The organism is Candidatus Methylomirabilota bacterium (assembly GCA_035764725.1).
Classification (GTDB): Bacteria; Methylomirabilota; Methylomirabilia; order Rokubacteriales; family CSP1-6; genus DASRWT01.
Genome location: DASTYT010000151.1, coordinates 1 through 7401, shown reverse-complemented (window position 1 = coordinate 7401; position 7401 = coordinate 1). Strand labels below are relative to the sequence as shown.

At 68.3% G+C, this 7401-nt stretch carries 7 protein-coding genes; 6 read left to right on the top strand and 1 reads right to left on the bottom strand.

What is annotated here, in order from left to right; genetic code table 11:
• The 6 genes from VFX14_24785 to VFX14_24760 all read left to right on the top strand — a co-directional run.
• Positions 1-439 (top strand): phosphodiester glycosidase family protein (locus VFX14_24785; protein HEU5192912.1); only part of this gene is annotated, 439 nt, incomplete at its 5' end.
• 121 nt (positions 440-560) lie between these two features.
• Positions 561-2084 carry an ABC transporter substrate-binding protein gene (locus VFX14_24780; GenBank protein HEU5192911.1) on the top strand — a complete coding sequence of 508 codons (1524 nt, stop codon included), beginning with the start codon at positions 561-563 and terminating at the stop codon, positions 2082-2084.
• A 41-nt stretch (positions 2085-2125) separates the two neighbouring features.
• A complete protein-coding gene (locus VFX14_24775; GenBank protein HEU5192910.1) occupies positions 2126-3055 on the top strand; it encodes an ABC transporter permease in 930 nt (309 codons plus the stop codon).
• Positions 3052-3882, top strand: a complete 831-nt coding sequence (locus VFX14_24770; GenBank protein ID HEU5192909.1) for an ABC transporter permease — start codon at positions 3052-3054, stop codon at positions 3880-3882. Before VFX14_24775 ends, VFX14_24770 begins: the two co-directional genes overlap by 4 nt.
• 2 nt (positions 3883-3884) lie before the next feature.
• Positions 3885-4844, top strand: coding sequence for an ABC transporter ATP-binding protein (locus VFX14_24765; protein ID HEU5192908.1), 960 nt, complete (start codon positions 3885-3887; stop codon positions 4842-4844).
• Positions 4841-5812 (top strand): oligopeptide/dipeptide ABC transporter ATP-binding protein, encoded by a 972-nt coding sequence (locus VFX14_24760; GenBank protein ID HEU5192907.1) that lies wholly within the window; start codon positions 4841-4843, stop codon positions 5810-5812. The genes VFX14_24765 and VFX14_24760 overlap by 4 nt, the downstream gene beginning before the upstream one ends.
• Here the strand turns inward: VFX14_24760 and VFX14_24755 are convergent.
• Positions 5809-7071 (bottom strand): amidohydrolase family protein, encoded by a 1263-nt coding sequence (locus VFX14_24755; protein ID HEU5192906.1) that lies wholly within the window; start codon positions 7069-7071, stop codon positions 5809-5811. The two genes, VFX14_24760 and VFX14_24755, sit on opposite strands and share 4 nt — an antisense overlap.
• Between the last annotated feature and the right edge of the window lie 330 nt (positions 7072-7401).

Below are 7401 nucleotides of genomic sequence, written 5' to 3'. Positions count from 1 at the left end.
CGCTGTCGACGAAGGACGAGTTATGGCCTTAGGCAAACGGCGGAACTGGGGCGCTCTCGTAATTGATGGCACGAAGGGGCGGATCATGCTCGGTGCTGACATCCAGGACCATCTTGCCCATCGCCTCGTCGTCCAGGGTGTCCCCCGCCTCCTCGTCGGGGGACAGGTCCAGCAGCTGAAGCCCCAGATCGCCGAGCGGACCGCGGTGTGCGCCGAGGGAAATGTCGTCGTTCTCGTCGTGTCGACGAAGGCCGAATCTACGGCCTTCGCACGCTTCCTTGCCGACCCGCCCGACAAGGGCGGGCTCGGGTGCTGGGATGCCCTCAACCTCGACGGGGGTCCCTCGACACAGCTCGTGGTGACGCTCCCCGCACTGGCGCTGTCGCTACCTGGCGGGGGGGGGCCAAACGCGCTGGTCGTTGCTCCTGGCAAGAGGTAGCCGATTCAGACACGCAGTGTTGGCCGGTCGGCACCGCCCCAGTCAGCCGCGTCCTTGACACCCTGTGGCCCCGGATATAGCATCGGCGCGCTCCTCAAGACCAACCCGTAACGGAGGGCCTATGCGAAGAGCGATCTGGTCCGTAGCGACGATCTTGGTCATCTTCGCGGCAACAGGCGGCGTGGGGTTCGGGACGCGAGGTCAGGTGTGGGCGGCGGGTGAGCGCGACGTCACCATCGCCCAGGGCATCGACGCCGAGTTCCTCGACGTACAGATGACCAACAACATCGTGACGCTCATCATCAACACATCGATCTACGACACGCTCCTCACGCGCGACAAGCAGCTCCAGCTCGTGCCCAATCTCGCCACCTCGTACAAGCTCGTCAGCGAGCGGGTCTGGGAAGTCAAGCTTCGCCAGGGCGTGAAGTTCCACAACGGCGAGGCATTCGACGCGACGGCGGTGAAGTTCTCCTTCGAGCGCATCAATCGCGCGGACTTCAAGTCTCCGCAGAAGGGCTGGTTCAGCACGATCGAGGCCGTCGAGATCGTCGATCCCTTCACGGTGCGGTTCCACACCAAGGTGCCCGATCCGGCGATGCCCGCGCGCATGACCCTCATGTACCAGCTCGCGCCGAAGTACATCGCGCAGGTCGGCGACGCCCAGGCCAATCTCAAGCCGGTGGGCACCGGGCCGTTCAAGTTCGTCGAGTGGACGAAGAACGACAAGATCGTGGTCGAGGCCAATGACGCGCACTGGAGCGGCAAGCCGGCGGTGCGCCGCGCGACGTGGCGGCCCATCCCCGAGCTCGGCGCGAGGATCGCGGCGCTCCAGACCGGCCAGGCGGACCTCATCGTCAACGTGCCGCCCGACCAGCTCCAGGCGCTGGCGACCACGAAGAGCGTCCGGGTCGAGAAGATGCCGAGCTGCCGCATCATCTATTTCGGTCTCGCCCAGATCAAAGGTGGTCCCATCGCGGACAAGCGCGTCCGCCAGGCGATCAACCACGCGGTGGACGTCCAGGGGATCATCGACAGCGTGCTTCTCGGCAACGGCAAGCGGATCAACTCGTCCATGCCGCCCAACGTGTGGGGCTACGATCCCTCGATCCCCTTCTATGACTACAACCCCAAGAAGGCCAAGGAGCTCCTGGCCGCCGCGGGGCAGACGAATATCCAGCTCACCCTTCAGGCCCCCAACGGTCGATGGGCGATGGACAAGGACATCGCGCAGGCGGTGGCGGGCCAGCTCACCGAGAACGGCATCAAGACCAACGTGAAGATCATAGGCGAGTGGGGCAGTTACGTCCGCTCGGTGCTCGACCACAAGACCGAGGACATCTTCATGAACGGCTGGTGTCTGCCGAGCCTCGAGCCCGATCACTGGGTGACGCCGAACCTCCACACCGGCGAGCCGGTCTCGCAGTTCTCGAACGCGGAGGTGGACAAGCTGATGGAGCAGGCGCGGTCGGAGATGAACACCGACAAGCGGAAGCAGCTCTACAGCCAGCTCCTCCGCCTCATCCGCGAGGAGGCGCCGTGGCTCTTCGGCTACCAGCAGATGGACATCTACGGGGTGAACAACCGGCTCAAGTGGACGCCACGGGGCGACGAGTCGATACGGCTGACCGAGATCTCCTTCTAGTCCCTCTTCCCCTCAGGGGAGGCTGAGGGGAGGCGCCGCTCATGCTCGCCTACGTCCTGCGGCGGCTCCTACAAAGTCTCCTCGTCCTCCTCGGCGTCTCGGTCATCGTCTTCGGGCTTCTCCACCTCACGGGCGATCCCACGCGCCTGCTCCTGCCGCTCGAGGCGCGCGAGGAGGATGTGCGGCAGCTGCGCGCCCTCCTCGGGCTGGACGATCCCCTGGCCGTTCAGTACGTGCGCTTCCTCTCGCGCGCCGTCCGCGGCGACTTCGGGCTTTCGTTCAAGCACCAGATTCCCGCCCTTACCTTGATCCTCCAGACGCTCCCCGCCACCCTCGAGCTGACTGCGGCCGGGCTCGGCCTCGCCCTCGCGGTGGCCGTCCCCGCCGGCATCCTCTCCGCGCTGCGGCGCAACTCCCTGCTCGACGCGATCTGCTCGGTGGGTGTCCTGATGGGCCAGGCGATGCCGGTATACTGGCTCGGACTCCTCCTGATCATGGTGTTCGCGGTCTGGCTCGGCTGGTTCCCGGCGGCGGGGCGCGACGGGCTCACGTCGCTCGTCTTGCCCGCCACCGCGCTCGGCGCCTTCTCGATGGCGCGCATCGCCCGCATGGCGCGCTCGGGGATGCTCGAGGTGCTGGCCCAGGACTACGTGCGCACCGCGCGGGCCGCGGGCGTGCGCGCCTTTCTCGTCACGTACAAGTACGCTCTCAAGAACGCGGCCATCCCCCTCGTCACCATCGTCGGCCTGGAATTCGGGATTCTCCTGGGGGGCGCGGTCATCACCGAGACGATCTTTGCCTGGCCGGGTGTGGGCCGGCTCGCGGTTGACGCGATCTTCAGCCGCGACTATCCCCTGGTGCAAGCCATCGTCGCGATGCTGGCTACGATCTTCGTCGTCATCAATCTGGTCATGGACCTGGTCTACACGTATCTCGATCCCCGTATCGTCTTCGTGCGGAGCAAGCCGTGAGCCGCGTGAGCTTCCGTGCGGCCTTCGGCATCACCGTGCTGCTCCTCATGGGGAGCGCGGCACTGGCCGCCCCGCAGATCGCCCCGTGGGATCCCGGGCGGCAGATGCTCACCAAGCGCCTCCGGCCCCCCGCCTGGCAGGCACGGGGCCTCTGGGAACATCCCCTCGGCACCGATCACCTCGGCCGCGACATTCTGAGCCGCATCGTCCACGGGGGCCGGATCTCCCTCGGCGTCGGTCTCTCCGCGGTGACGCTTTCGTGCCTCATCGGCGTCTCCCTCGGCCTCCTCGCGGGCTTTTACGGCGGCCGCGCCGACGCCCTCATCATGCGTGTGGTGGATGTGTTTCTCGCCATCCCCTACATCCTGCTCGCGATGGGGGTCGTCTTTGCGCTCGGCCCGAGCCTCCTGAACGTGATTCTGGTGATGGCGGTCACCCGCTGGGTGCAGTTCGCGCGGGTCGTCCGCGCCGATGTCCTGTCGATTCGCGAACGCGAGTTCGTGAGCGGGGCTCGTGCGCGCGGCAACCGCTCGGGTCGCCTATTGCTCAGGCACGTGCTGCCGAACGCGCTGACACCGATCATCGTGGTCGCGACGCTCGAGCTCGCGTTCATGATCATCTACGAGTCGGCGCTGTCCTTCCTGGGCCTCGGCGTGCAGCCGCCCACGCCGACCTGGGGCTGGATGCTCGCCGACGGGCGAAACTACCTTGCCACCGCATGGTGGCTCGCCACCCTCCCTGGACTCGCGATCATCCTGAGCGTGCTCGCCGTCAATCTGCTCGGCGACTGGCTGCGCGACACACTCGACCCGCGTCTGAAGGTCTAAGCGTGCGGCCCCTCCTCACCGTCGAGAGCCTCGAGACACATTTCGCGACGAACCAGGGCATACTGCGCGCCGTCGATGGCGTGAGCTTCACGATCGACCGCGGCGAGGTGCTGGGACTGGTGGGCGAGTCGGGCTGCGGGAAGAGCGTGACCTCGCTGTCGATCATGCGGCTCGTTCCGCCGCCGGGGCGCATCGCGGGGGGGAAGGTCCTCTTCGAAGGTGAAGATCTCCTCGCCAAGGATGGGGAGGCCATGCGGCGCGTGCGAGGCGCGCGGATCGCCATGGTGTTCCAGGAGCCGATGACGTCGCTGAACCCCGTGTTTTCGATCGGCGACCAGATCGCCTCGACCATCCTTGCGCACAGCGGCGGCAAGCGGGAGGCGTGGGCGCGCGTGGAAGCGATGCTCGAGCTGGTCCAGATCCCGTCGCCGCGCCAGCGGGCTCGCGACTACCCGCACCAGCTCTCCGGGGGGCTGCGCCAGCGTGCCATGATCGCGATGGCGCTGGCCTCGGGGCCCGCGCTCCTGATCGCCGACGAGCCGACCACGGCGCTGGACGTCACCATCCAGGCGCAGATCCTCGACCTCCTGCGACGGCTCCAGGCGGAGCGAGGCATGGCGGTGCTCCTGATCACCCACGACCTCGGGGTCGTCGCTGAGCTCTGCCACCGCGTCGCCGTGATCTATGGCGGGCGCATCGTCGAGCTCGCGCCGGTGGCAAGCCTTTTCGCCCGGCCGATCCATCCCTACACGCGCGGGCTGCTCCAGTGCCTGCCCCATCCGAGCCGCTTCGGCCAGCCGCTCGCGTCCATCGAGGGCGTGCCGCCCGATCTCCGCAAGGGAGGAGCGGGCTGCCGCTTCGCCCCGCGTTGCGCCTACGCCGTCGCGAGCTGCCGCCGCGAAGAGCCCGCGCTCGAGGAGCGGGAGCCGGGGCACTTCGTGGCCTGCCCGGTCGTGACGTGACGGCGGGCCCGCTGCTCGAGGTGCAGGGCCTCGTCAAGCAGTTCGACGTGGGCGGTGCGTGGCTCGCCCGCCGCCGGCGCGTGATTCGCGCGGTGGATGGGGTAAGCTTCAACCTCGAGCCGGGCAAGACGCTGGGCCTCGTGGGCGAGTCGGGCTGCGGCAAGACCACCACCGGCCGGCTCGTCTTGCGGCTGATCGAGCCCACTGCGGGGTATATCCGTTTCGAAGGGCGGGACCTTCTCGCGCTGTCGCCGCGCGAGCTCTGGGCCGCGCGCCAACGCTTGCAGATCGTCTTTCAGGATCCGTTCGGCTCGCTCAACCCGCGGATGCGGGTCGGAAGCATCATCGCCGAGCCGCTGGCGATCTACGGCCAGACGGACGTCGCGGGCCGGCGTCGCCGCGTGGCCGAGCTGCTCGAGGTGGTGGGGCTCGATCCCGGCTTTGCCGAGCGCTTCCCTCACGAGCTCTCGGGCGGCCAGCGCCAGCGCATCGGTATCGCGGCGGCCTTGGCGCTGCAGCCGAGCCTCATCGTGGCCGATGAGCCGGTCTCAGCTCTCGACGTCTCGGTCCAGGCTCAGGTGCTGAACCTCCTGATGGATCTCCGGCTCCGCTTCGGCCTCACCTATCTCTTCATCTCCCACGATCTCCACGTGGTCCTGCACATGTCGGATCGCGTCGCGGTTATGTACCTCGGCGAGATCGTGGAGGTGGGCACGCGCGACGTCATCCACCGGGAGCCCAAGCATCCGTATACCCAGGGGTTACTGTCGGCCATCCCTGTCGTCGATCCCACCCTGCGCCGTGATCGGATCGTTCCGAAGGGGGAAGTGGCGAGCGGATTCGACGTGCCCGCGGGCTGCCGCTTCCATCCGCGCTGCCCGGCCGCCTTCGACCGCTGCCGCGTCGAGCGCCCCGCGCCCCGCGCCGTCGGCCCCGCGCATCAGGCCGCCTGCCACCTCTACGACTAGGGCGCCCGCTCGAGTCGGCGGCCCGCCTGGTAGACGTCGAGCACGTCCCAGAGGGCGGTGATGTCGCGCGTGGGGTCGCCGCGCACCACCAGCACGTCGGCCTGACGGCCCGGCTGGAGGCGCCCGGCCATGCCGCCGACGCCGATGGACTCCGCCGCGCCGGCGGTGCCGGTCACGATGGCATCTGCGTACGAGAGTCCGGCCTGCGCGAGCATGTGGATCTCGTGAACGAACTCCCCGGGGGCGTACCAACCCCACGGCGAGTCCGACCCCGCGGTCATCCGGACGCCGGCCTCGCTCATGCGGCGGACGGCATCCACCCGCACGTCAAGCGCCCGCCGCGATTCTTCGAGTTGCGCAACCAGCTCGGGGGTGAGCCGCCCCTCCCGCTCCCGCGCCTCGCGCAGCCGCTCGATTCCGGCTTTCATCACGTAGAGCGTAGGGTTGACCCAGGCCTTGGCGGCAGCCAGCCGCTCGACGAGGTCGGGCCGGAAGCGGTAGGAGCCGTCAGGCTCGGTGAAGATGCAGTGGATGATCATGTCCACGTCTGCGTCGAGGCAGTTCTGCACGGACTGCGCCGAGGTGCAGTGGGCAGCGGTGAGCCTCCCGTGGCGATGCGCTTCGTCGGTCATCGCCACGAGCTCGGCGACGGTGTAGGAGGCGCGGTTCGGGTCGGAGGTGCGCGTGGAGCCGCCGCTCGCCACGATCTTGATGTAGTCGGCGCCTTCCTTCAGAAGCTTGCGGACCTCGGCACGGACGGCCGTCTCCCCGTCGGCCTCCGAGCCGAAGTAGCCCATGTGCCCGCCCGTCATCGCGATGGGGCGCCCGCAGATGACCATGCGCGGCCCCGGAGCGAGCTTGCGTCGGATGCCCTCGCGCAGCGAAAAGGCCACCTTGCCCTTGGCGCCGTTCTCGCGAAGCGTTGTCACGCCCGAGTGGAGCAAGGTGCGGGCGTTTTTCGCCGCCTGGAGGAGCAGAATGTCGTCGTCCTCCTTCGCGATGTCGTCGCCGAGGGTGCCGTCACCCGGCGCCACCAGGTGTGTGTGCGCGTCGACGAGGCCGGGCAGGATTGTCGCTATCCCGTAGTCTCTCCGGTCCACGGACGCGCCCTCCGGCGCGCGCACCCGGGCCGCCGGGCCCAGGCTGACGATGCGGTCGCCCTCGATGAGCAGGGCCCCCTGGTCGACGGGCGCGGCCCCGGAGCCGTCGAGGAGACGGGAGGCCGTGAGCAAGGTGAAGCGCGTGGGCGGCTCGGGCATGCGGGCGTCTCCCTTGTAAGGAGTCACAGCGCGCGATCGCGCCAACCGTAGCACAGGACCGCGTGCGTGACGCGCGCGATGCGGGATGCGGCTCGGCCTAGCCGATCCTCCGCAAAGGCGGCACCTCGCAATATCTGGCGGCCGATTACGAGCTGGCTATCCTGCGGGCAATCTCTCCCCCACCGCGAGCCAGGACCTATCCAGGATCACATGGAATACTACGACCTCGGCTCGTACACCCGCAAAGTCACCACCGCCGTGCCCGACGCCCAGCTCTGGTTCGACCGGGGCAGTCCCATTCCACCGGCGGTCGAGATCGTGGGTCCATCG